Annotated in this window: 17 protein-coding genes; 11 read left to right on the plus strand and 6 right to left on the minus strand. The window is 59.0% G+C overall.

Going from position 1 to position 22,004, the window contains the following annotated elements:
* Window positions 1-237: 237 nt before the first annotated feature.
* On the plus strand, window positions 238-1,380 hold the full coding sequence (locus tag MesoLj_RS27975) for a DegT/DnrJ/EryC1/StrS family aminotransferase (RefSeq protein WP_202323286.1): 1,143 nt from the start codon (window positions 238-240) through the stop codon (window positions 1,378-1,380).
* 93 nt (window positions 1,381-1,473) lie between these two features.
* Here MesoLj_RS27975 and MesoLj_RS27980 read toward each other — a convergent pair whose 3' ends face one another.
* The 4 genes from MesoLj_RS27980 to cysD are packed head-to-tail and all read right to left on the minus strand — an operon-like array spanning window position 1,474 to window position 6,458.
* A complete protein-coding gene (locus MesoLj_RS27980) occupies window positions 1,474-2,739 on the minus strand; it encodes an O-antigen ligase family protein (RefSeq protein ID WP_202323287.1) in 1,266 nt (421 codons plus the stop codon).
* Window positions 2,740-2,777: 38 nt separating this feature from the next.
* Entirely contained in the window at window positions 2,778-3,602 is an 825-nt protein-coding gene (gene cysQ, locus MesoLj_RS27985) for a 3'(2'),5'-bisphosphate nucleotidase CysQ (protein WP_202327499.1), read from the minus strand.
* Between the two features lie 10 nt (window positions 3,603-3,612).
* Window positions 3,613-5,550 carry a sulfate adenylyltransferase subunit CysN gene (cysN, locus tag MesoLj_RS27990; protein ID WP_202323288.1) on the minus strand — a complete coding sequence of 646 codons (1,938 nt, stop codon included), beginning with the start codon at window positions 5,548-5,550 and terminating at the stop codon, window positions 3,613-3,615.
* Window positions 5,551-5,552: 2 nt separating this feature from the next.
* Window positions 5,553-6,458, minus strand: coding sequence for a sulfate adenylyltransferase subunit CysD (cysD, locus tag MesoLj_RS27995; protein ID WP_140768766.1), 906 nt, complete (start codon window positions 6,456-6,458; stop codon window positions 5,553-5,555).
* A 494-nt stretch (window positions 6,459-6,952) separates the two neighbouring features.
* Here cysD and MesoLj_RS28000 point away from each other — a divergent pair, with 494 nt between their 5' ends.
* Window positions 6,953-8,284: an O-antigen ligase family protein gene (locus tag MesoLj_RS28000; RefSeq protein WP_202323289.1), complete on the plus strand. Its 1,332-nt coding sequence runs from the start codon at window positions 6,953-6,955 to the stop codon at window positions 8,282-8,284.
* Window positions 8,285-8,302: 18 nt separating this feature from the next.
* Complete coding sequence (locus MesoLj_RS28005) at window positions 8,303-9,256, plus strand: NAD-dependent epimerase/dehydratase family protein (protein ID WP_202323290.1); 954 nt, start codon at window positions 8,303-8,305, stop codon at window positions 9,254-9,256.
* On the opposite strand, the gene MesoLj_RS28010 is transcribed toward MesoLj_RS28005, so the two are convergent.
* Both MesoLj_RS28010 and MesoLj_RS28015 read right to left on the minus strand, forming a co-directional pair.
* Complete coding sequence (locus MesoLj_RS28010; RefSeq protein WP_202323291.1) at window positions 9,235-9,783, minus strand: sugar transferase; 549 nt, start codon at window positions 9,781-9,783, stop codon at window positions 9,235-9,237. The genes MesoLj_RS28005 and MesoLj_RS28010 overlap by 22 nt on opposite strands.
* Before the next feature lie 225 nt (window positions 9,784-10,008).
* Window positions 10,009-11,997 carry a nucleoside-diphosphate sugar epimerase/dehydratase gene (locus MesoLj_RS28015; RefSeq protein ID WP_181179577.1) on the minus strand — a complete coding sequence of 663 codons (1,989 nt, stop codon included), beginning with the start codon at window positions 11,995-11,997 and terminating at the stop codon, window positions 10,009-10,011.
* Window positions 11,998-12,404: 407 nt separating this feature from the next.
* Between MesoLj_RS28015 and MesoLj_RS28020 the strand changes: the two genes are divergently transcribed.
* From MesoLj_RS28020 to MesoLj_RS28055, 8 genes are read left to right on the plus strand one after another with little or no spacing between them, the layout of a single operon-like run.
* Window positions 12,405-13,835 carry a phosphomannomutase gene (locus tag MesoLj_RS28020; RefSeq protein WP_202323292.1) on the plus strand — a complete coding sequence of 477 codons (1,431 nt, stop codon included), beginning with the start codon at window positions 12,405-12,407 and terminating at the stop codon, window positions 13,833-13,835.
* Window positions 13,835-15,250 carry a mannose-1-phosphate guanylyltransferase/mannose-6-phosphate isomerase gene (locus MesoLj_RS28025; protein WP_202323293.1) on the plus strand — a complete coding sequence of 472 codons (1,416 nt, stop codon included), beginning with the start codon at window positions 13,835-13,837 and terminating at the stop codon, window positions 15,248-15,250. The genes MesoLj_RS28020 and MesoLj_RS28025 overlap by 1 nt, the downstream gene beginning before the upstream one ends.
* A 57-nt stretch (window positions 15,251-15,307) precedes the next feature.
* Window positions 15,308-16,294: a GDP-mannose 4,6-dehydratase gene (gene gmd, locus MesoLj_RS28030; protein ID WP_202323294.1), complete on the plus strand. Its 987-nt coding sequence runs from the start codon at window positions 15,308-15,310 to the stop codon at window positions 16,292-16,294.
* 38 nt (window positions 16,295-16,332) lie between these two features.
* Window positions 16,333-17,277, plus strand: coding sequence for a GDP-mannose 4,6-dehydratase (locus tag MesoLj_RS28035; RefSeq protein ID WP_244735178.1), 945 nt, complete (start codon window positions 16,333-16,335; stop codon window positions 17,275-17,277).
* A 33-nt stretch (window positions 17,278-17,310) separates the two neighbouring features.
* Window positions 17,311-18,096 carry an ABC transporter permease gene (locus tag MesoLj_RS28040; RefSeq protein WP_202323296.1) on the plus strand — a complete coding sequence of 262 codons (786 nt, stop codon included), beginning with the start codon at window positions 17,311-17,313 and terminating at the stop codon, window positions 18,094-18,096.
* Between the two features lie 2 nt (window positions 18,097-18,098).
* Window positions 18,099-19,325, plus strand: a complete 1,227-nt coding sequence (locus MesoLj_RS28045; RefSeq protein WP_140768784.1) for an ABC transporter ATP-binding protein — start codon at window positions 18,099-18,101, stop codon at window positions 19,323-19,325.
* Window positions 19,322-20,368 (plus strand): class I SAM-dependent methyltransferase, encoded by a 1,047-nt coding sequence (locus MesoLj_RS28050; RefSeq protein WP_202323297.1) that lies wholly within the window; start codon window positions 19,322-19,324, stop codon window positions 20,366-20,368. Before MesoLj_RS28045 ends, MesoLj_RS28050 begins: the two co-directional genes overlap by 4 nt.
* Before the next feature lie 38 nt (window positions 20,369-20,406).
* Window positions 20,407-21,996 (plus strand): glycosyltransferase, encoded by a 1,590-nt coding sequence (locus MesoLj_RS28055; protein ID WP_202323298.1) that lies wholly within the window; start codon window positions 20,407-20,409, stop codon window positions 21,994-21,996.
* The last annotated feature ends 8 nt before the right edge of the window (window positions 21,997-22,004 follow it).

A 22,004-nucleotide genomic window follows, 5' to 3' on the forward strand; every position in this document is an offset into this window, starting at 1 on the left:
GTCGATCACTTTATGTTTCGCAGGACAGATCCCCGGGGCTATAAAGGCCGGATCGCGCCCGACGAGGCCCGGATTTCCGGCATCTGGCCAGCATCCGCCGGAAGCAGTGGTAACAGACCGCAACAGCCGGGCAATCGGCGGCCCCGAGCGTCCGGCTTTCTCGGCAGGCGCAACTCTGGTACCAGCGGGCCGTTATCTGGCTAAACCGCCTTGTTAAAAACCGTTTTTGAGGCCGACATGCAGTTCATTGATCTTGGCGCGCAGCGCGAACGCATCCGCGACCGGCTGAAAGCCGCGATCGACCATGTTGTCGAGGACGGCCGCTACATCCTCGGGCCCCAGGTCGCGGAATTCGAGAAGAAGCTCGCCGCCTATGTCGGCACCAAGCATGTCGTGGCCTGCGCCAACGGCACCGATGCGCTGCTGCTGCCGCTGTTCGCGGCCGGCATCGGCCCGGGCGATGCCGTGTTCGTGCCGAGCTTCACCTTCGCCGCCACCGCCGAAGTGGTGGCGTTGGCCAAGGCGGAACCCGTCTTCGTCGATGTCGATCCCGCAACCTACAACATCGACATCGCCAGTCTCGAGGCGGCGATCACCATGATCAAGAAGGAAGGCCGGCTGAAGCCGAAGGCGATCATCCCGGTCGACCTGTTCGGCCTTGCCGCCGACTACGAGGCAATCATGGCCATTGCCGACCGCGAAGGACTGTTGGTGATCGAGGACGCCGCCCAGTCGATGGGCGGATCGCATGGCGGCAAGATGTGCGGTGCCTTCGGCCATGTCGGCTCGACCAGCTTCTACCCGGCCAAGCCGCTTGGCTGCTATGGCGACGGCGGCGCGATGTTCACCAACGATGACGCGCTGGCCGACAAGCTGCGTTCCTTTGCCTTCCACGGCAAGGGCGAGACCCAATACGACAATGTTCGCGTCGGCATCAATTCGCGGCTCGACACGCTGCAGGCGGCGATCCTCATCGAAAAGCTCGCCATCCTCGAAGACGAGATGGTCGCGCGCCAGGTGGTGGCAAATCGCTATGCCGAAGGGCTCGGCGACATCGTCACGGCTGCCCGCAATCTCGATGGCAGCCGGTCCGCCTGGGCCCAATACGCGATCGAGACGCCCAAGCGCGACGGTCTGAAGGCGCATCTCGGCGAGAAGGGTATTCCGTCCGTCATCTACTACGTCAAGCCGCTGCATGCCCAGGTCGCCTATCGCGACTACCCGCGCACGCCGACCGGCCTTGCCGTTTCGGAGGACCTGCCGAAGCGCATCCTGTGCCTACCGATGCACCCCTATCTCAGTGAAGCCGACCAGGACCGGATCATCGAGACGATCCGCAACTATATCGGCTCGAACTCGGCGCAGGCCGCGGCGGAGTAGCTTTCGGAACCACCAGGTTCCGGCACGCATCGCCCGCCTGCTTCAAAGGATGAATCGCAGGCTGGCGCGCGACGGCGGAGCTTGAGCATCAGTTCACCGTTTCACGGAAACCGCAGCGCCGCCTTTGGTCCGCTTGTCCGTTCCAGGCTGAGCAACGGAACGACAGTTCAGTATGCAGATGCTGGCCGTGAAGACCAAGGCGCCTAGAACCCATGACAGCCAGATCCTGTGGTCGACCGACAATTCGACCACAGCCACGATCAGACAGCTACCGGCCATGAAATGGCAAGGGCCCTTCAAACGGCCAATGGTCCTCATGATCGCGGCCAGCAGCAATCCGTAGACAGCGATACCCAATACTCCCAGTTCATACCACAAATCGAATACGATATTATGTGCGCTGGGGAGATCCACCAGCAGATAATATGTAGGGTTCACGACAACGCCGGCCGCGTTTCTCATCGTGTTCGCGCCATGACCAAGAATTGGTCTGTCCGCAATATGAGGAGAGATCATCTTCCAGAGATCAAGCCGCGCGGCAAAGGTCCCGGGATGGAAGGCCAGCCAGCCCCTCGCCTCGAGCAAGGCAAACAGGGGCGAGACAACGAACGGCGCAATCAAGGCGAGAAACAAATACACGGCAAGGAACACGACGAAAGCACATTGCCGGTATTTCGCGGGGATGGCGAAAATCAACGCCACGATGATTATCGCCACATCGACACCAGTCGATTGGCCATACAGCAAGGTCAGCACGGCAAAGATGGCTGCAATGCCCTTCCAGAGCGGCTTCGATTGGGCAAGCAGGATGACGGCAAAGAACGCTCCGTATACGGTGATCTTGTGGAGCGTGAAAATATTTCCCACAAATCGGGGATCCTCGGTACAGAACGCGAAATACAATTCCCGCCCCATCACGCACAACGTGCCAATCAGCAGGCCAGTCAATGATGACTTTGTCAGCCGGTCACGCTGAGCGTCCGTAAGTGCGAGGATGCACTGAAACAGCAATATGGCGGCAATCGAATAGCTAAAAACGTCTCTCGTCGCCACAAGGGAGCGGGTCTTGTCGTCCGACCACAGAACACTCGAAAAAATGAAACAGGACAAGGCACCGAGGGCTACGGCAAGGCTTTTCGTCCCCTCGGCAAAGCTCAAGCGCTTGGTCGAAAGGAAAAGAGCGCCGGCGAGAGCAGCGACGAATGCCACGACTGTCGGAGACATTTCAATGAAAACGAACAGGACAGGAGAGACAGCATAGACACCGATCAATGTCCTGAAGATTATTTCATCACGATCTCTCGTGGATGCCGGGAACCCGCCGAGGATGACGGCATGGCTTTTTTCAAGCAAGGACATTGAATTTCCGACTCAGCGAACTGTCGGTCCGGGATAGCTTATTTCCCCAGGCTTTTAACCCCCGAGCCCGTGGGCGCCCTTGCCGGCTCGAACCTGCCGGTGGCGATGAAATGCGGATTGGCGAAATCCTCGTCGTCGGCCTGATCGCGTTTGCCGTAGGCCAAGGGCTTGCCGTCCAGAGTGCGTGTCGTACCGCCCGCCGCGCGCAACACCGCGTCGCCCGCGGCGGTGTCCCACTCCATGGTGCGCCCGAAACGCGGATAGACGTCTGCCTCGGCACTCGCCAGAAGACAGAATTTCAAGGACGAACCGACCGAGACGATCTCGGCGGCGCCGAGGTCGCGAATATAGGCTTCGGTTTCCGGCGTGTTGTGCGACCGGCTGGCAACCACGGCCAGCGGGGCTGCTGCGGTCCTCACCGAAATCGGCCTGCGGCCGACGATCTGGTAGTCGCCGTCGATTTCCAGGGCTTCCGCCCTGCCCGGCCGGCCGGAAAAGAAACGGCCGGTGCAAGGCGCAAAGACGACACCGACTTCCGGCACACCATGGCGCACAAGCGCGATGTTGACGGTGAAGTCGGTGCGGCGATTGACGAATTCCTTGGTACCGTCGAGCGGATCGACGAGGAAGAAGGCGTCGCCAAGATCGGTCGGCATGACACCGGCCGCCGCCTCCTCCTCGGCCACGCAGGGAATCTCGGGAAATGCGGCGCGCAGGCCGGCGAGAATGATCTTCTCGCTCTCGCGGTCCGCCTCGGTCACCGGCGAGGAGTCTGATTTGCGGTCAACCGCGCAGCCGGCGTGGAAGACACGCATGACCTCGCGTCCGGCCGCCAGGGCCAGTTGCTCGAAGATGTCGAGCATCGACTTGTCGTCAGATACCGCCGCCGTTGTCATATTGGTCTTCGGCAATGTCACGCTCGTTCAGCCAGTGTTCCAGGGCATCTACCATCTCTTCAGCCGATCTGCCGAGCGTCTTGAGATGGATTTCCGGTTTTTCCGGCGCCTCGTAGGGGGAATCGACACCGGTGAAGTTCTTGATCTCGCCGTTCAGCGCCCGGGCATAGAGGCCCTTCGGATCGCGCCTGGCGCACTCCTCGAAAGGCGTGTCGACAAACACCTCGATGAACTCGCCATCGGCCATCAGTTCGCGCGCCATGCGCCGTTCGGCGCTGAACGGCGAAATGAACGAGACAATGACGATCAGCCCGGCATCGGCCATCAGCTTGGCCACTTCGGCCACGCGGCGGATGTTCTCGACCCGGTCGGCATCGGTGAATCCGAGATCGCGGTTGAGACCGTGACGGACATTGTCGCCGTCCAGGATATAGGTGTGCCGGCCGGTGGCGAACAGCTTCTTCTCGAATAGATTGGCGATGGTCGACTTGCCGGAGCCCGAAAGCCCGGTGAACCAGAACACAGCGGGCCGCTGGTTCTTCATGTCGGCGCGCACGCGCTTGCCGACATCGAGCGATTGCCAGTGGATGTTTTCGGCGCGACGCAGCGAGTGCACGATCATGCCGGCGCCGACGGTGGCGTTCGAGATGCGATCGATCAGGATGAAGGCGCCGGTGGTGCGGTTGTCGGCGAAGGGATCGAAGGCGATCGGCGCCCGCGTCGAGATGTTGCAGATGCCGACTTCGTTCATTTCAAGCGACTTGGCCGCTTCATGGGCGAAGTCGTTGACATTGATGCGGTATTTCAGGTCGGTGACGGTAGCGCTGGTCTGGTCGGTCTCGGTGCGCAGGATGTAGGAACGGCCCGGCAGCAGCGCATGCTCGTCAAACCAGACGATGTTGGCGGCGAACTGATCGGCAACCTGCGGCCTGGCGGCCGGCGACACCAGCATGTTGCCCCTGGAGACCTCGACCTCATCGTCAAGAACAAGCGTGATGGCCTGGCCGGCCACCGCCTGTTTGAGATCTCCGCCATGGGCGACAATGCGTTTGACATGCGAGGACTTGCCGGATTTGGCGACCACGACCTCGTCGCCCGGCGCAATAGCGCCGGACGCTATCGTGCCGGCAAAGCCGCGGAAGTCGAGATTGGGGCGGTTGACGTACTGCACCGGAAAACGAAACGGCTGCTCGACAGCCGCCTCTTCGACCGAAACGGTCTCGAGGTGCTCGATCAGCGTCGGGCCGGAATACCATTGCATATTGTCGGAGCGGCCGCTGACATTGTCGCCGTAGCGGGCCGACATCGGGATCGGCACGATGGTCTGGAAGCCGAGGTCACGCGAGAATTGTCCGTAGTCTTCGACGAGCCGGTCGAAAACCGCCTGGTCGAAATCGACGAGATCGATCTTGTTGACCGCCAGCACGATGTGGCGAATGCCGAGCAGCGAAGCGATGATCGAATGACGCCTTGTCTGGCGCAGCACCCCTTGCCGAGCATCGATCAGCACGATCGCCAGGTCGGCGGTCGAGGCGCCCGTCGCCATGTTGCGCGTATATTGTTCGTGGCCGGGCGTGTCGGCGACGATGAACTTGCGCTTCGGCGTGGCAAAGAAGCGGTAGGCGACGTCGATGGTGATGCCTTGCTCGCGCTCGGCCTCGAGGCCGTCGACCAGCAGCGCGAAATCGATGTCGTCGCCGGTGGTGCCGTGCTTGCGCGAATCGCGCTCGAGCGCGGCGAGCTGGTCCTCGAAGATCTGCTTGGTGTCGGACAACAAGCGTCCGATCAGCGTCGACTTGCCGTCGTCGACCGAACCGCAGGTCAGGAAGCGCAGCAGCGACTTCTTCTCCTGCGCGGCTAGATAATCACGGACGCTGTCGGTGGGAGCAAGGCTTTTTGCCATGATATGACGCATGGTCAGAAATACCCCTCGCGCTTCTTCTTTTCCATCGAGCCTGCCTCATCACGGTCGATCAGGCGACCTTGGCGTTCAGAGGTGCGCGCGGTCAGCATCTCGCCAACGATGGCTTCGAGCGTGTCGGCATCCGATTCTATGGCGCCGGTGAGCGGATAGCAGCCCAAAGTGCGGAACCGCACCAGCCGGTTCTCGACCGACTCGCCGGGGCGCAGTTTCATGCGGTCGTCGTCCTTGAGGATCAGCATGCCGTCGCGTTCCACCACCGGCCGTTCCTTGGCGAAATAGAGCGGCACGATCGGGATGTTCTCCTGCAGGATGTACTGCCAGATATCGAGTTCGGTCCAGTTCGACAGCGGGAAGACGCGGATCGATTCGCCCGATGCGATGCGGGTGTTGAAGATCTTCCACATTTCGGGGCGCTGGTTCTTCGGATCCCACACGTGCTGGGCGTTGCGGAACGAGAATATACGTTCCTTGGCGCGCGACTTCTCCTCGTCGCGGCGGGCGCCGCCAAAGGCGGCATCGAAACCGTATTTGTCGAGCGCCTGGCGCAGCGCCACGGTCTTCATCACATGGGTATGGGTGTTCGAGCCGTGGTCGAACGGATTGATGTTGTCGCGCACGCCGTCTTCGTTGACATGGACCAACAGGTCGAAGCCGAGTTTTTGCGCCATCTGATCGCGAAAAGCGATCATTTCGCGGAATTTCCAGGTGGTGTCGACGTGAAGAAATGGAAATGGCGGCTTGGCGGGATAGAACGCCTTCATCGCCAGATGCATCAGCACGGATGAATCCTTGCCGACCGAATAGAGCATGACCGGCTTGGTGAAGGCGGCCGCAACCTCGCGGAATATGTGGATGGACTCGGCTTCAAGCCGCTGCAGGTGCGTAAGCGCTATGGTCATGGACTGTGAGCGTTCTCTCGTGCCTTGCGACAGAAGACCTTGCGTCAAATCATCGAGCTTTTTGCGCCCGGTTCAAGCTTCGCTTCTGGACAAAGTGTTTTCGTGCGGGCGTTCTAGCAGATCGGCGCACGGCAGAACAATGCAAGACGAGCTTGGCGGCTGTCAGTTCGAGAATGAATTTTCCATGCTTTCGCCAGAACCCGGAAATTTCTGTTCGCAGGGCCTCCAATCGAGAAAAGGCAGGAAAAATATTGCCCGGGAGAACGTGACGGCAAACGCTTCCGGAACCCTTTCCCAATCGACGGGCGCCGGCCGCCGATTTTCGGTGACAACCAGCCCCGCCGCACTATCGAAAAATTAGCCCAGCCGCTATACAAGCCTCTCGAAGCGGGCAAGATGCATCATGAGGCATGGGCGATTTCGAGGCGAGCACATTCGGTTCCACTAAACGGGATGTGCCGCATAAAGCTACTCGAGAATAGCGAGCCCGAAACTTGGACCGGCTTTCGTCTGTAAGACAGCAATTCACGCCTTCGCGGATCAATATCTACTTTTCCATTCTTTGCTTCTTTTTTCCCCCGGTTCTGGGATCGGCGGTCAGCTTCGTGTTCAATGGTGGTGGCCTGTGGTCCATCCTTTTGATCGCCTTCAGGAAAAGACGCTTCAACATCGACCCGGCGATGATGGTGCTGACGGTCGCGATCTATGCCTATTGCGCGGCCAATCTCGTGGCTTCCATCGTCAACAACGCGATCACTCGGGACGCGTCGCACCTGATACCGCTCGTCACCTTCCTGTTTTTCCCCATCTCCTATTCGACCTGGAGCATTACGCGGAAAACGACGCTTGTGCGCATCATCGTGCTGAGCAGCATGGCGGCCTGTTTTGTGGCGCTGTTTCTGGCGGTCTTCCAGCAATATTGGCTTGGTAAGCGCGCCGAGGGCGGAGCCGGCAACGCAATCGTGTTCGCGGAGGTCCTGTGCCTTGGAGTGATGGTCTGTGTGGCCGGTGCCCTGTCGGGCATCGAGCGACGCCGGATCGCCCTCATCTGCGCGGCACTCGGTGGGACGATCGCCATCATCTACTCCCAAACACGCATTATCTGGCTGGCACTGCTGATCGCCGGCATCGCCGTTCTGCTGATCAACCAGCAGAAACTGAGAGGAAGAAATGCCGTGCGCCTGCTGTTGCTGTTGCTGGCGGTCGGCGTCGTGGTCGCTGCTGTCGGCTTCCACACCATATCCGGGCGGGTCGATTTTCTGCGCTCCGACTGGGATGCGCTTGCCACCCATGGCGACCACACGACACCCCTGGGATTGCGCGCCGCTCTGTGGGATATCGGCCTCAAGGCGTTTCATGAGATGCCATTGTTCGGACATGGAGTGGGTGCCACCCAGACCTTGATAAAACAGGGCTTCCAGGATCAGTTCGGCATGGACGCCGGCTTCAGTCATTTCCACAACGGCTTTCTGACCGCCCTGGTGCAGGCGGGAATACTGGGCGCCGTGACGCTGGCGGCGATCTTCGTGGTTGCCGCCAGGAATGCCGCCCTGGTGCTGCGCAACAGCACGGATCCAATCGAACGGTTCGGCGCTACCATGATCGTCATCGTTCTGATCACCTATCTGACCGCGGGGATGACGGGCATCCTGATCGGCCATGACATTCTGGATTCGGTTCTGATGGTGTTCCTGGTGTCGGGAACCTATCTTGCCTCCGGGCGTCAGGCTCCGTTGGCGGAAGGCCAGGCACTTTCGCTTGCGACGGAAGGTCAGATCCTTCCGTCAACGACGAAGGAGCAGGCGCTTCCGTCCGCCATCCAATAGCGGTTCCGGGCAAAGGCCATGAGAGTTCTGGTGACAGGCGCGACGGGCTTCATCGGCCGTCAGGTGGTGCACCGGCTCCGCGAGGCAGGCGCCGAGCTTCGCCTCGCGTCCCGCCACCCGGAGAGGCTCGGCCCCGGACATGACGCCATGCGGATGCCCGGTTTCGACGCTCCGGCCGCCGCCTTCCTGGCGCTTACCAGGGATGTCACGGATGTCGTCCATTGCGCGGGCCTGAACAATGATGAAGGCAACGCCACCGAAGCCGATTTCCGGGCGGCCAATGCGGAATTGAGCGCGCGGCTGGCGCAGGCCGCCGCCGAGCAGGCAAGCGGACGCTTCATCCAACTGTCCTCGATCCGGGCCGTGATCGGCGCACGCGTCAGCGCAATGATCAACGAGGACACGATGCCCGATCCGCGATGCGCCTATGGGCGCTCGAAGCGTGAAGCCGAAGTCAGGGTGCTGGACGCCTATGCGTCGCATGGCCGTTCCGACGCCACCGTATTGCGGCTGCCTCCAGTCTACGGAAGCGGCATGAAGGGAAACCTGGCAACGCTGATGCGCCTGGCCGACACGGCCCTGCCGCTGCCGACAGGTGCCCTGACGGCAACCCGTTCCCTGCTGTCATCACAATCAGCGGCGGGAGCGATATGGCATCTGCTGAGCCGTTCAGGGCCACTGCGCCCGATCTACATTGCCGGCGATGTGCCGCCGGTTTCGATCGCTGACATTGTGCGCGCCTTCCGCAGCGGTTTCGGACGGCCGACGCGCCTGATGGCCGTGCCGGCCGCGCCGTTGCGGGCAGCCGCGATCCTCTTGGGCAAGCGGATATTCTGGGACAATATGACCGCGACGCAGGTATGCGACCCTGCCATGCTGGTGTCCGAAGGCTGGCTGCCGGAAACCGGCACGCTGGAACGGCTGGCCGAGATGGCGCGGCTCGCAAACGCTCAATCGCCTCCGTTGCGATAGAGCGTTCCAAACAGGATACGAAGATCAAGCCAGAATGACGCCGTCCTGAGATAGGTGGCATCCGTTTCGGCCAGGAGCCGCGGATTCGACATGTCGATGCCCTTGATCTGGGCCATGCCCGTTATGCCTGGAAGTGCTGTCAAAACCCCCAGCTGCCTGCGATACTCGATCAATTCCGTCTGTGTCGGCAGGCAGGGACGCGGCCCGACCAGGCTCATCTCGCCCTTCAGGACATTCCAGAATTGCGGCAGTTCATCGAGCTTGAACTTCCGCAAGGTCCTTCCGACGGCAGTCACGGCATTCGCAGGCGCTTCATGCGAGGGCAAGGACGGCGTCCCCTGGACCATCGTCCTCAATTTGTGGCAGCGAAACAACGCGCCGTCGAGACCGACCCGTGTCTGGGAAAAAATTGCTGGACCGGGTGACGATGCCCGCACGGCAAGCATGGCGAGCAATAAAACAGGAGATGTGGCCACCAGCAGCAGGGCCGCGCCGGCAAGATCGAAGATTTTCTTGGCTGCCTTCATGAATGGCCGATCGTGCTCCCTGCCAAAAGCCCCGCGGGACAACACCGCTGATGAAGCCGTCATCCGGTCGACCTAGCACGTGGTCGCCTCTCGACCAAGCGCACCGCAGGCCATTCAAGGTTCAGTACATGGGGTGCCGGTTGGTCCCGGCGGAAAGCCGCCGATGGAGACAGTTTTTGCGTTTGCGCCGACCAGGTTTCAGGACTCAAAGGTCGGCCCGGCAGGTTAAGTCGCCTGCCCAGCCGTTTTCGGGATTGCCTGCAGGTCCGTGCTCCCCCTCGCCTTCTTGGCGCGGTCGAGACCCGCCAGCACGGCGAGCGACGCGGCCTTGCCCTGATTCTTCACCGATTGCTGAAGCGCAGCAAGTGCGACCTGGACATCCGACCACTCCACAACGTCCGTGCTCAAGCCAAAAATCTTCGAAATGCCGAGTTCGACGAGTTCCTCGTCTTCACCATGCAGCGTTTCATGGAGCTTTTCGCCAGGCCTGATGCCGGTAAAGCGGATTGGGATGTCCGTGTACGGGCTCTTTCCCGACATGCGGATCATCGTTTCGGCCACTTCGAGGATCGGCACCGGCTTGCCCATGTCGAGCATGTAGACGGCATAATCTTCGCCGCTTGGCCGCGATGCGGCATCGGCAGCCGACATGATGACGAGATCGACGGCTTCGGCCACTGTCATGAAATAGCGTGTCATGCGCCGGTCGGTGATGGTGACAGGTCCGCCAGCCTCGATCTGCGACTGGAATATGGTCGCCACGGAACCGTTGCTGCCAAAGACGTTGCCGAAACGGACCGCGATGAACTTGGTGGCGGGACGGCGCCCACCCGGATCGGTCGGGGGTGTCCCATGCAAGGCGCTGACGATCTGTTCCGCAGCCCGCTTCGTGATGCCAAGCACGGACGACGGATCCACGGCCTTGTCGCTCGACACCAGGACAAACTGCGCCACTCCGCATCTGGCGGCAACCTCCGCGCAGACGAGTGTCCCGAAAACATTGGTCTGGATGGCCGAGTCCCAATTCTCCTCGAGCAGCGGAACGTGCTTCAGCGCCGCCGCATGGAAGATGATATCCGGTTTGAATTCCGAGACGACCCGGGTTATCTGGCGCCGATCGGCGACGTCGGCAATGCGGACCTTGAGGCGGTCATGGTGCTGCTCGTCAATATATTGGCTCAACTGGAAGATGCCGAACTCGGAATTGTCGGCAACCAGGACTGCCTCGGCGCCAAGCTCCAGCGACCGTTTGACCAGGGTTCGGCCGATCGAACCGGCGCCACCCGTCACCAGAACCCGCTTACCGCCGACGAAGGCGCCGATGCGTTTGATATCGGAAGGCACCGTCGAGCGACGCAGGATCGTTTCCATCTCGACAGCGTCGAGAACGAGCTTTCCCTCCTGCCCCAGTTGCGAAAGCCCCGAGAACTGCACGACCGCTATGTCGCCATGCCGGGCGACCCGAACGAGTTCGGAATATTCTTCGATCTCATGCTCGGCACCGCTGCCGAAAATAAGCAGGTCGAGACTTGCCGTCCCCTTTGCGTATTCCTCGAGCGCCTCGACCAGACGAGGGCGAATGGCCACGACGGGTACGCCCTGGATACGGGTGCCCTCGGGAGCCCCGTTTTCGATCGCCAGGATTCCGACGATGGAATACTCGGCCGGCTGGGCTGTGCGGGTGAAACGGATGATCACGTCGGCCTCGCTCAATTTGCCGACGAACATCGCCCGCTTGATCGAGGCCTTGCCGGTGCCGCGGCTCAAGATGCGCCAACTCGCACCATCGCGAAGGAACCGATAGAAAATCCGAGGCGCGGAAATGATGGTGAAAGAAACCAGAAAGAAGACAATAAACTGGCGCTCGTTGAGGCCCGCCACAGGTTGAAAGGAACGGACAACGAGCGAAACGCAGTAAAGCGTGACAGTCAAGATTCCGCAACTCTTCAGGATGTTGAAGAAATCCGGCGTCGAGGCGAAACGCCACACGGTGTTGTAAAGGCCGCAATATCTAAACAGCAGGTGGCTGAGAACGATGATGCTCGCCCAGCAAGCAAAACCCGCTGAGGAAAAGGCTTCGAACGACAGTCTCGATTGCGATAAAGTCAGGCTGAGCGCCACCGCGATCAGGACCATCACGATATCCAGAACCATGATGATAGCGCGACGCACCTTCGGCCGAAGTCCGGATACGGCTTCTATGTGGGATGTCATCGGGCAGTACTGAACTCCGGGCGTGAGAACTTCGACACTAGTACGGAGCCAGATCGAATACCATTCGCCACCGGCCACCTGTTATTAGCGCCAAATCCTCGGCCCCCGCCTTCTCTATCGCATAGCGTGGACTTGAGGCCATCGCCAGAGATTTTTTCACAGGCGGTTTGATCAGGACCGGGCATATCGATCAGGACCGGGTGCAACAGCAAGTGCAAAAGTAGCTCTCGCTCATACAAGTCACGAGGCTCCCGGACCGATATTCACCAAGTGTCGTCGAAATCATTGCCGGTGCACTATTTTGAAGATCACAAGGGAAACGCTGGGCGGCTGGCCAAGCGATTTTCGGTTGACAGAGGAGCCTACTGCAATATGACGGCCTTTCCTTCACCAGCCAAAGCGAAGTGATGAAATTTGGATCGAGTGGCCTTCGAGGCCTGGCTTCGGAACTGCTCGGGAAGCCGAGTGGACTTTACACCGAGGCTTTCGCCTGGCGCCTGGCCGCCGGCGGGGGGCAACCGAAAGCCAGGGTGCTGGTAGGTCGCGACCTACGCGACAGCAGCCCCACCATTGCCGCCAACTGCATGGCGGCCCTGGCGGCAAACGGACTTCAGCCGATCGATTGCGGCGCCATTCCGACACCGGCTTTGGCGCTCTATGGCCTGCAGCATGGCATGGCGGCGCTCATGGTGACGGGTTCGCATATTCCTGCCGACCGCAACGGCATCAAATTCTACAGCCCGCATGGCGAGATCAGCAAAGCCGATGAAGCCGCCATGGCGCAGTATGCCGCTGAAAAGTCAGATTCCTATCGCTCGCCGCCATCCGCAGAAACCGCATTTCCGACACACCATGATCAGGCGATCGCCGCCTATCGCGCACGCGCTAAGGATATATTGAAGCCCGGCTCGCTTTCGGGTTTAAGGATCGGCGTCTATCAGCACAGCTCGGTCGCGGCGGATCTCCTGGTCGAGATTCTCCGATCCTTCGGCGCCAGCGTAACACCTGTCGGGAAATCCGATACTTTCGTGCCTGTTGACACGGAAGCTGTGAGCCCCGCCACAATTGCAAAATTCAGGGATTGGGCGCGAGAATTCAAACTCGATGCCATCGTGTCGACAGACGCCGATGCCGATCGTCCGCTCATCACCGACGAGAACGGCGACCTGTTTCGCGGCGACCTGATCGGCCTCGCCGTAGCCTTGTATTTGCGGGCAGATGTTGTCGTGACACCGGTGACGTCCAATTCAGGCATTTCGAAAACCTTCGGTTTTGAGGTGCTGAGGACGAAGGTCGGATCTCCGTTCGTCATCGAAGCCATGGAAGCTTCATACCGTGCCGGCAGCATCGTCCTCGGCTTTGAGGCCAATGGCGGCGTGCTCCTTGGGTCGGACTGTTCGCTGCACGGGAGGACATTGACGGCACTGCCGACGCGCGATGCGATGCTCCCTATCCTTGCCGTCCTTGGCACGGTTGCGTCGACAGGAAAAAAGCTGTCGCATCTGCGCGAACTTTGGAAGCTCCCGGCGTGTGCTAGCGAGCGCCTTGAAAATTTCCCGGTTGAAAGTTCGCGCAGCCTGATGCGTCGGCTCGCCGATCGGGAACAATTGCAGCGATTTCTGGCCCCTTTCGGGACTGTCGCCGAAGTCGATGAGACCGATGGCCTCAGGACACGAATGGCGACCGGCGAGATCATCCATCTGCGGCCTTCCGGCAACGCGCCGGAACTGCGGTGCTACTCGGAGGCCGCAAAACCGGACAGAGCGGCGGCGATCGTGGCGCTTACGCTTGAAAGGGCGCGGGCAATCACATCCACAGACGAAACAGAGGTCGTTTAATGAAAGTGGTTCCCGTCATCATCAGCGGGGGAGCCGGATCGCGGCTATGGCCTGCCTCGAGGCAATCGCACCCCAAGCCTTTCCTCAAAGTGGCAGACGGACACTCTCTTATTCAACACACCGTGTTGCGCGCTGCTTCGATCGAGGGCGTCGTGGAACTCGTTGCGGTGACGTCCGGTGACCACCTCTTCCTGACCAAGGACGACTTCGACCAGCTGGACTCAGTCGTGCTGCCACGCACATTTCTGCTTGAGCCGGAGGGCCGGGATACGGCCGCTGCCGTTGCCGCCGCCACGATCCACGCGAAGGCGACGCAGGGACCTGACGCAATCTTGTGCGTCTTTCCCGCGGATCACATGATCGGCAATCTGCCTGCGTTTCTGAATGTCATGGGCCGAGCCATCGATCACGCGAAGCAGGGCCGAATCGCAACCCTGGGCATAAATCCAACCAGGCCGGATACCGCGTTCGGTTACATCGAAGCCGATGGCGAAAAAGTTGTCCGTTTCGTTGAAAAGCCGGACCTCGAGACCGCTCAAGCCTATCTCGCATCCAAGCGTTTCTTCTGGAACGCCGGCATCTTCTGCTTCACCGCCCAAACCATGCTCACCGAAATGGCCGTGCATTGTCCCGCGGTCATCGAGGCCGTTTCCAGAAGCTATGAGAACGCCCGTTTCAGCGAAGGCGAAGGCTTTGCCAAAATCGAACTCGCGCCCGAGCATTTCGGCTCGGCTCCGCGTATCTCTCTCGACCACGCGGTCATGGAGAAGGCGGGCAATCTTGCCGTGATACCCTGCGACATGGATTGGAACGACATCGGATCCTGGAACGCGATGGCAGAATTGATCGCCCCCGACGAAAACGGAAACAGGATACGCGGCGATATTCACATGATCGGCACCGCCGGCAGCTATATCAGCTCCGACAGGCGGGTCATCGGCACCGTCGGCGTCAACGACCTGATAATCGTCGATTCCCCGGATGCGTTGCTTGTCGCATCCCGCGACCGCGTTCAGGACGTCAAAAAGCTGTTCGAAGGTCTCAAGGCTTCCGGACATGGGGCGCATCTCCTTCACAGCACGGTACACCGCCCCTGGGGAACCTATACGGTTCTGGAGGAAGGCGAGCGCTTCAAGATCAAACGCATCGAGGTCAAGCCTGGCAGGCGTTTGAGCCTGCAAATGCATTACCATCGATCGGAGCACTGGGTCGTGGTCAGCGGCTCCGCGAAAATCGTCAATGGCGACCAGGAGTTGTTCCTGGCAACCAACGAATCAACCTACATCCCCTGCGGCCATAAACATCGGCTGGAAAACCCCGGCAGAATTGACCTGGTGATCATTGAAGTGCAAAGCGGCGATTATCTCGGCGAAGATGATATCGTGCGCTTCGACGACATATATGGTCGCGCCTGACAATCCCCCGGCTCGCGATGCTTGGCGAGCAACCACCAGATACAATCGAGAACATTGATGACAAAGAAAGCTTTGATCACCGGCATTACCGGGCAGGATGGCGCATATTTGGCGCAGTTGCTGCTTTCCAAGGGCTACGAGGTCCACGGACTGGCGCGGCGATCGAGCACGGCTGACGTCAACACAACGCGCCTGAAATGGCTTGGCATCGAAAACGATGTCCGGATCGTTGATGGCAACCTGACGGATCTGTCCGGGCTGGCTCGAACCATGCGCGACGTTAAGCCCGACGAGGTCTACAACCTTGCCGCCCAATCCTTCGTCAAATCATCGTGGCAGCAGCCGATCCTGACGGGCAACGTCACCGGCATAGGCGTGACCAATGTGCTCGAGGCACTTCGCCTCGAATCGCCCGAAGCCCGTTTCTACCAGGCGTCGTCCTCGGAAATGTACGGTCTTATCCAGGAGCCCATGCAGTCGGAGACAACGCCCTTCCATCCGCGTTCGCCTTACGCGGTTGCGAAGCTCTATGGCCACTGGATTACCATCAATTATCGCGAAAGCTTCGGCCTGCATGCCTCGAGCGGCATCCTGTTCAATCATGAATCTCCGCTCCGCGGCATTGAGTTCGTCACCCGAAAAGTCACGGATGCGGTGGCGCGCATCAAGACAGGCCTGGCAAAGGAGTTGCGGCTCGGCAACATCGATGCCAAGCGCGATTGGGGTCACTCCAAGGACTATGTCCGTGCCATGTGGCTTATGGTGCAGCAGGACCAGCCGGACGATTACGTCGTCGCGACAGGCAGGACGACGACCGTGCGCGACATGTGCCGAATCGCGTTCGAGCATGTCGGGCTCAAGATCGACGATCACCTTGTGATCGACCCGGTCCTGTTCAGACCGGCCGAAGTCGAAATTCTGCTCGGAAACCCTGCGAAAGCAAAGCAGAAGCTGGGATGGGAGGCGACGATCTCGCTGGAAGACATGATCCGTGAAATGGTGGACGCCGATCTCGAACGTCACGCCAACTCCGCCAAGCGCTGAGTTGAGCGGAGAGCTTTTTTTGCGTTATGGTCGATAGGTTGACGCATCGCATCCTGATAACCGGGGCAACAGGGTTTGTCGGCACGGCACTGTTGCGGTTGCTGGAGCGGGAACATGCTGGCTGCAAGGTGTTCCCGCTTGGCCACGGCGCAGGCCAACGAAACGCGATCGACCTGCAGGACCGAAAGGGGATCGACGAGGTCGTCCGCGAAGTGCAGCCCACCGCGCTCATTCATCTGGCCGCGGTCGCCGCACCTTCCGATGCGCGCAACGCGCCACGGCATGCCTGGAACGTCAATTTCACGGGAACGATGAACCTCGCCCAATCCGTGCTGCACCACGCGCCGGATGCCCGGTTCGTCTATGTGGGCAGTTCCGAAGCCTATGGCGCTTCCTTCCGGAGCGCGACAGGTCCGGTGACGGAAGATGTGCCGCTTCGGCCGATGACGGTCTACGGCGCCACCAAGGCGGCCGCGGACCTGATGATCGGGCAAATGGCGTATGAAGGTTTGCGCGCTGTGCGCTTTCGTCCCTTCAACCACACCGGCCCCGGTCAGTCCGATGCCTATGTGGTTTCCGCCTTCGCACGCCAGGTCGCTGAGATCGTGTCCGGCAAAAGCGAACCGGTCATTCACGTTGGGAATCTCGAGGCGGAGCGCGATTTCCTCGATGTTCGCGACGTGGTGCGCGCGTATGCGAGTTCCGTGGTGCTGAATCTGGATGCCGCGCCGGACCAAGTCTACAACATCGCATCGGGACAACCCCGGAAAATCCGTGATATCCTGGATACGCTTGTTGCGCAGTCGGGCATCGACATCGAAGTACGCGCCGACCCTGAAAAACTCCGCCCGAACGAGATTCCCACCGCATCAGGTGATGCTTCAAAGGCACGCGCCGAGCTGAATTGGCAGCCTTTGGTGCCGTTCGAGCAGACAATAGCCGACGTTTTCGGGTATTGGCACCGGCTATGTGACGCCCGATGACGACATCACCGCAGCGCGCCAAAGGTTGAGCACATGTTTCGAAGCCTGTGGCAGTACCGCCATTTCATCATTTCCTCCATCAGGGGCGACCTGAAAGGGCGTTTCGTGCGGTCGCGCCTGGGCGGCCTGTGGTTCATCCTTCACCCGCTTGCGCAGGCACTCATCTTCTCGATCGTCCTTTCGGAAGTTCTCAAGGCAAGGCTCCCGGACACGGACAGCCCCGCGGCCTATCCGATCTATCTCCTGTCCGGCATGGCGGCCTGGACGCTGTTCAGCGAGATTCTGACACGCAGCATGACCGTCTTCATCGAGCAGGCACCCGTGATGAAGAAGATCGCCTTTCCGCGCTTGTGCCTGCCCGTCATCGTGGGGGGCACGGCACTCATCAACCACCTGCTGCTGCTCGTCGCCCTGTTTGTCATCTTCATCTTCCTCGGGCATATTCCGGGCCGCGCCCTTGTCTTGCTGCCGATCGGGATCATCCTGATTGCCGCGATCGGCTTCGGCCTTGGCGTGATCCTCGGCGTGATGAACGTGTTCATTCGCGATGTGGCGCAAGTCATGATGATCGTGCTGCAACTCTGGTACTGGCTGACGCCGATCGTCTATCCCGCCAATGTTCTGCCCGAAAAATATGCTTTTCTGATCGGCCTCAATCCGATCGCACCGCTGGTGGCGCTCTATCAGGACGCGTTGTTGTTCAACCGCTGGCCAAACCCTGAAAGCCTGATCGTGCCGGTTGTACTTGGAGTTGTGAGCATGGCTTTCGCAATGATCTTCTTTCGGCGCGCAAGCCCCGAACTCGTCGACGTGCTGTAGCCATGACCGTGCTTTCCGTCAGCCATCTGTCGAAACGCTATGCGAGCTATGCAAGCAATCTGGAAAGGTTTGCCGGCTGGTTCGGCGCGCCCGTCAAGCCCACGGAGGAATTCTGGCCGGTAAGGGACATCTCGTTCTCCCTGGCGGCCGGCGAGGCGTTGGGTCTCATCGGCCAGAATGGTGCCGGCAAGAGCACGCTTCTGAAGCTGATCACCGGCACCGTGCGGCCTACCGAAGGCACGGCAAGCGTTGGCGGGCGCATCAGCGCCATCCTCGAACTCGGGCTCGGCTTCAACCCCGAATTCACGGGGCGCCAGAACGCCTACCATGCCGGCGGGCTGATGGGGCTCTCGCAAACGCGGCTTGCCGAATTGATGCCGCACATCGAGGACTTTGCCGAGATCGGCGACTTCTTCGACCAGCCGCTGCGAACCTATTCGAGCGGCATGCAGGCGCGGCTGGCCTTCGCGCTGGCCACCGCTGAACGGCCCGAGGTGCTGATCGTCGACGAAGTGCTTTCGGTGGGCGACAGCTATTTCCAGCACAAGAGCTTCGACCGGATACGCAGTTTCAGGGCTGCCGGCACGTCGATCATTCTGGTCACTCACGGCATGGGCGACGTCAGATCCTTGTGTGACCGGGTGATTCTGCTGGACAAGGGACGTGTGCTGAAGGATGGGCCGCCCGACGAAGTGGTCGACTACTACAACGCCCTGATCGCGACCAAGGAGAACGCCAAGCTGACCATCGAGCAACGGCGCGAAAAGGACGATTGGCTTTACAGCAGGAGCGGGACCAAGGCGGCCGCGGTGGAATCCGTCGCGCTGATCGACGGCGAAAACGGGAAGCCGATCAAGACCGCCATCTCCGGACAGAGCGTGACAATTCGAGCCCGGATAGAAGCGAAGGAGGATATTCCGGAACTCGTCATCGGGTTCATGCTGAAAGACCGCGCCGGCCACACAGTTTGGGGAACCAACACTTGGCATACGGGCCAGGTGCTTTCTGGCATCAAAGCCGGAGACAAGGTGGAATGTAACCTGCGCCTTGCCTGCGCACTTGGGCAGGGTTCATACGGGCTTTCCATTTCGCTCCACACGGGAGACGTTCACATCGACAACAATTTCGACTGGATTGAAAACGTCGAGGTTTTCGACGTCATCAATTCAGACCGCCCGTTTTTTGTCGGGACGAGCCGCCTTGAACACGTGTTCGAAATCGTCAGATGAAAAAAACTTTCGATGATCTCTACAAGGCCTTCGAGGATCGCTTTCGCGGCTCGAGGGAACTCGTCAAGGATCGGCTGAAGATCTACCAGCCCTTGCTGGCGCAGGTACCGCGACAGGCTGAGGGACCGACCCTGGCGATCGATCTTGGCTGCGGACGCGGCGAATGGCTGGAAATACTCGCCGAGGCCGGGTTCGACGCCACGGGTGTGGATTTGAACGGAGGCATGGCGCAGGAGGCAGTCGAACGTGGACTAAACATCGAACTGCATGACGCCGTAGAATATCTAAAGAGGCAGCCGGACTGTAGCGCTGTTGTGATCTCGGCCTTCCATATGGTCGAGCACGTGCCAACCGAATATCTGATCGAGTTGCTGGACGAGTGCCATCGGGTGATGGCGAAGGACGGCCTGCTTATCCTAGAAACCCCCAATCCGGAAAATATATCGGTGGGCGTGAACACTTTCCATCTCGACCCGACGCATAAGAGTCCCCTGCCGCCGAGTCTTTTGGGATTTCTAGTAGAGCAGGCTGGGTTCCCTGAGACCGCCATTCTGAGGCTGAATGGCGAACCAATGATCGAAGCGGGGCCGATCGAGCGCAGCGTCCATGTTATGTTCGATATGGCGCGAGACTATGCGTGTCTAGCAAGAAAGCGAGATGAGCAATCTGGCGAAAAAGCTGAATCACTTGCCGAATTTGTGCAGGTCGAGTCACAGCAAGCCCCTAACGATATGACTAAAATAAAAAGCTGGCTTCATTCCGCTGACACCGAGATCGCCAGCAACTCGAATACGACTACGTTACAGGTAATTCCTAAAATTGACCATCTTCATCAGCTGATATCAAACCTTACCGCGCAGATAAAACTTTCACAAAATGACATTGACGAATTTCGCCATACCATTTCCCTTCTTGTACAACAAACCGAAGAGAATAATTCGAAGAATTATATAATTGAAAAAAGATTCGCAAAACTTGAGTCAACACTAATATACAAAATATTTAGATTTACCTCTACGCTGTTTTCCAAGGCTGACAAATAGGAATGGCCCACGCCAGTGAAAATCTCAGGACCGAATTCGTGACAGCTGTCATGCCAAAATCCGCAACAACCACCTCCAAACCTGGCTTCACTTCACCTTCACGAGGCCGCATCCTCGTCGATCTCAGCACCAGCTGGCGTCATCGGTCTTCCCCTCCTGTCGGCATAATCCGATGCGAACATGAGGTAGCGAGACATTTCCTCTCAGAGTCTCCGGGAAGCGTCATTTTTGGATTTTTCTCTGACGAGACTCAAGAATATAGCCAGATCCCGCAAGATATCGTTATGCAGATGATCACAAGCTCCGCGTCTTCGGGCAGCTCGCCTTCATCCAGCAAGGATACCCCAAGCGACCATAATTTGGTTGACGGCTCTTCTTCGAACAAGTCGCACTTCAAGACTTTCGTGGCCGGTTTATTATTCGCCAATTATATGGCAGGACGAGCTTCCGGCTTCAGCAACTGGCGCCTCAAAGGAGCAACACGAGCCAAGCAGTACGTAGCCGACCACCATGACGAGATTGATTTTGACACGTTGGGTAAATTGGCCAGATTCTGGTCCCCCGGCTCCTCAGTCGACCTGAGGGCACCACTTAGCGGTCTTCGCATGACCTTGGTTCACAGCGCACCACCGCCCGGCTCGTTACCGGTGCAGATGGACACCATCGGCGCAATACTACTGCCCGGAGTTTTCTGGGAGGGAAGCAAGGCGAAATGGCTTTGGAAAATAAAGTCACAGAAACATATTCACGTCAGCCTGCTTTTGTTCGACCTTATTCCGATTGTCGTTCGCCAGTTCTCGGAGTCCGGAGCCGCGCAGAATTTTGCCGCGTGCCTCCACTATCTGCTTTGGGCTTGCGACCATTTCTTCTGCATATCTGACAGCACGGCTTACGATCTGCGGCGGTATGCCGATGCATGCGGCTATCCCTCAATTCCGGACAGCAAAGCACAAATTTGTAGATTGGGCCCTGCGCGATTCGTAAACGAAACAACTCCTCATTTGACAGAATATCCACGTATACTTGAATCAAATGGGATCAATCCTGGAGAGTTTGTACTCTTTGTTAGCACGATTGAGTCTCGAAAAAACCATGACTTCGCGTATCATTTATGGCGGCGCCTTGCACTGAAGCACAGCGCAAAGCTATTACCCCTTGTCTTTGCCGGCAAGCAGGGTTGGGACACTGATAGCCTCATGAGGAAGATCGCTCAGGACCCTGCTATTGGTGGACGTCATATCGCCCACTTCGACAACGTTAGTGATGACCAGCTGCGCTGGTTGTACGCAAATTGCGCATTTACAATCTTTCCCTCTCACTACGAAGGCTTCGGCATGACCGTGGCCGAGAGCCTAGCTTTTGGAAAACCATGTATCGCATCGAAGGGGTCATCGATAGAGGAGGCAGGACAAGGGCTTGCAGATCATATCGATACTCTTGACGGCATCGGATGGATTGAGACCATTGAGAAATACATGTTTGACAAAAAGGCTCTTGATCTCAAGTCTGAGCACATAAAGAATAACTACAAATCCTATACCTGGGAAGAATTTACTACGCCGATCGTTCAACACATGCTTGATACCACAGGCTTAACGTCGAGTAATAAATTCGGTATTCGACAGTAGCCAAAGGA

This window comes from Mesorhizobium sp. 113-3-9, assembly GCF_016756515.1.
Classification (GTDB): Bacteria; Pseudomonadota; Alphaproteobacteria; order Rhizobiales; family Rhizobiaceae; genus Mesorhizobium.

Excerpts from the sequence above, each read along its gene's own strand:
- MesoLj_RS27980 (WP_202323287.1), bottom strand. The coding sequence starts at position 2,739 with ATGTCCTTGCTTGAAAAAAGCCATGCCGTCATCCTCGGCGGGTTCCCG.
- gmd (WP_202323294.1), top strand. The coding sequence starts at position 15,308 with ATGACAAAGAAAGCTTTGATCACCGGCATTACCGGGCAGGATGGCGCA.
- MesoLj_RS28045 (WP_140768784.1), top strand. The coding sequence starts at position 18,099 with ATGACCGTGCTTTCCGTCAGCCATCTGTCGAAACGCTATGCGAGCTAT.
- MesoLj_RS28015 (WP_181179577.1), bottom strand. The coding sequence starts at position 11,997 with ATGACATCCCACATAGAAGCCGTATCCGGACTTCGGCCGAAGGTGCGT.
- MesoLj_RS28025 (WP_202323293.1), top strand. The coding sequence starts at position 13,835 with ATGAAAGTGGTTCCCGTCATCATCAGCGGGGGAGCCGGATCGCGGCTA.
- MesoLj_RS28050 (WP_202323297.1), top strand. The coding sequence starts at position 19,322 with ATGAAAAAAACTTTCGATGATCTCTACAAGGCCTTCGAGGATCGCTTT.
- cysD (WP_140768766.1), bottom strand. The coding sequence starts at position 6,458 with ATGACCATAGCGCTTACGCACCTGCAGCGGCTTGAAGCCGAGTCCATC.
- cysQ (WP_202327499.1), bottom strand. The coding sequence starts at position 3,602 with ATGCTCGACATCTTCGAGCAACTGGCCCTGGCGGCCGGACGCGAGGTC.
- MesoLj_RS27975 (WP_202323286.1), top strand. The coding sequence starts at position 238 with ATGCAGTTCATTGATCTTGGCGCGCAGCGCGAACGCATCCGCGACCGG.
- MesoLj_RS28040 (WP_202323296.1), top strand. The coding sequence starts at position 17,311 with ATGTTTCGAAGCCTGTGGCAGTACCGCCATTTCATCATTTCCTCCATC.
- MesoLj_RS28005 (WP_202323290.1), top strand. The coding sequence starts at position 8,303 with ATGAGAGTTCTGGTGACAGGCGCGACGGGCTTCATCGGCCGTCAGGTG.
- cysN (WP_202323288.1), bottom strand. The coding sequence starts at position 5,550 with ATGCGTCATATCATGGCAAAAAGCCTTGCTCCCACCGACAGCGTCCGT.
- MesoLj_RS28020 (WP_202323292.1), top strand. The coding sequence starts at position 12,405 with ATGAAATTTGGATCGAGTGGCCTTCGAGGCCTGGCTTCGGAACTGCTC.
- MesoLj_RS28010 (WP_202323291.1), bottom strand. The coding sequence starts at position 9,783 with ATGAAGGCAGCCAAGAAAATCTTCGATCTTGCCGGCGCGGCCCTGCTG.